This window comes from Streptomyces phytophilus, from assembly GCF_013870535.1.
GTDB classification, from domain to species: Bacteria; Actinomycetota; Actinomycetes; order Streptomycetales; family Streptomycetaceae; genus Streptomyces; species Streptomyces phytophilus.
The window spans coordinates 1-1,136 of sequence record NZ_JACBXC010001632.1 but is presented as its reverse complement, the minus strand read 5'-3'; the positions used below and the strand labels follow the sequence as shown (position 1 = coordinate 1,136).

General features: G+C 72.5%; 1 protein-coding gene. It reads right to left on the bottom strand.

The genetic code is table 11. The features are described 5' to 3' along the window. Nucleotides 1-1,136 (bottom strand): protein O-GlcNAcase (locus H5J30_RS34790; RefSeq protein ID WP_181791794.1); only part of this gene is annotated, 1,136 nt, incomplete at both ends.

The following is a 1,136-nucleotide window of genomic DNA, read 5'->3' as shown; positions in this document are numbered from 1 at the left end:
GGGCGCGGCCTCCAGGGCCGACAGCGCGTCGTCCAGGGCGTCGTCGTCACCGCCGTCCCAGTACGCGGCGATGGCCGCCGACAGCTCCGGCGCCTGCCCGGGGTTGAGCGCCGAGCCGTACGAGGCGTCCGCGAAGGCCCGGAGCGCGGCGGTGGTCCGCCCGTCGCCGCCCGCCAGTTCGGCGAGCGCCCCGGCCCAGGACTCCCGCGGGTCGTACGCGGCGTCGTTCCAGGCGAAGTCGGCGACCGTGTACAGCGCGATCTTCGACGCGGCGGCCTGGTTCATCGGGTTGGCGGTGATCCCGGCCAGCTCGCCCGGCAGGCCCTTCTCCCGGCCGTTGAACGGGCCGAGCAGGAGCCGGTCCTGCGCGTAGTCGTTGACCGGGTAGTTGTCCCAGGTCAGGATCGGGTGGCCGAAGACCTCGCGGGCGTCGCGCGCCTGCGCGACGGTCATCACGGGCGCGACGACGCCGATGCCGGTCCACTCCACCAGCACGTCCTCGTCCAACTGCTCGGCGAGCGCCTTCTTGTACGGCGACGGGGTGGTGTCGTAGTACTCCGTCGGCACCATCTGGAGCGGCTCCGCGCCGTCGTGGGTGCGGACGAACTCGCGGTTCACGCGGTTGAGCAGGTGCGCCTGCGCCGCGCCCGCGGCGCCGCCGCCGGTGCCGAAGCGCTCCTCGTCTGCGGCGCAGTTCCAGTCGGTGTAGCTGATGTCGTCCAGCGGCACGGCGAAGGTGCGTACGCCGATGTCCCACAGCGTCTGGAACTTGTCGTTCAGCGCCTGCACGTCCGCGTCCGAGCTGTAGCAGACGGACAGGCCGGGGGAGAGGGCGTAGGTGAACTCGACGTGGTGGGCGCGGGCGCGCTCGACCAGCTCGGCGATGCGGGCGAGTTCGTCCGGCGGGTACGCCTCGCGCCAGCGCTCGCGCAGGTACGGGTCGTCCTTGGGCGAGTAGACGTAGATGTTCATCTTGTGCTCGCCGTAGAACGAGAGCTGGTCCAGGCGCGATTCGTGGGACCAGGGGACGCCGTAGAAGCCCTCGATGGCGCCGCGCCAGCCGGTGCCCGGCCAGTCGCGGACCTCGGTGCCGGCGACGCGGGTGCCGGGGGAGTCGCGGTGGGGGAGGAGCTGGC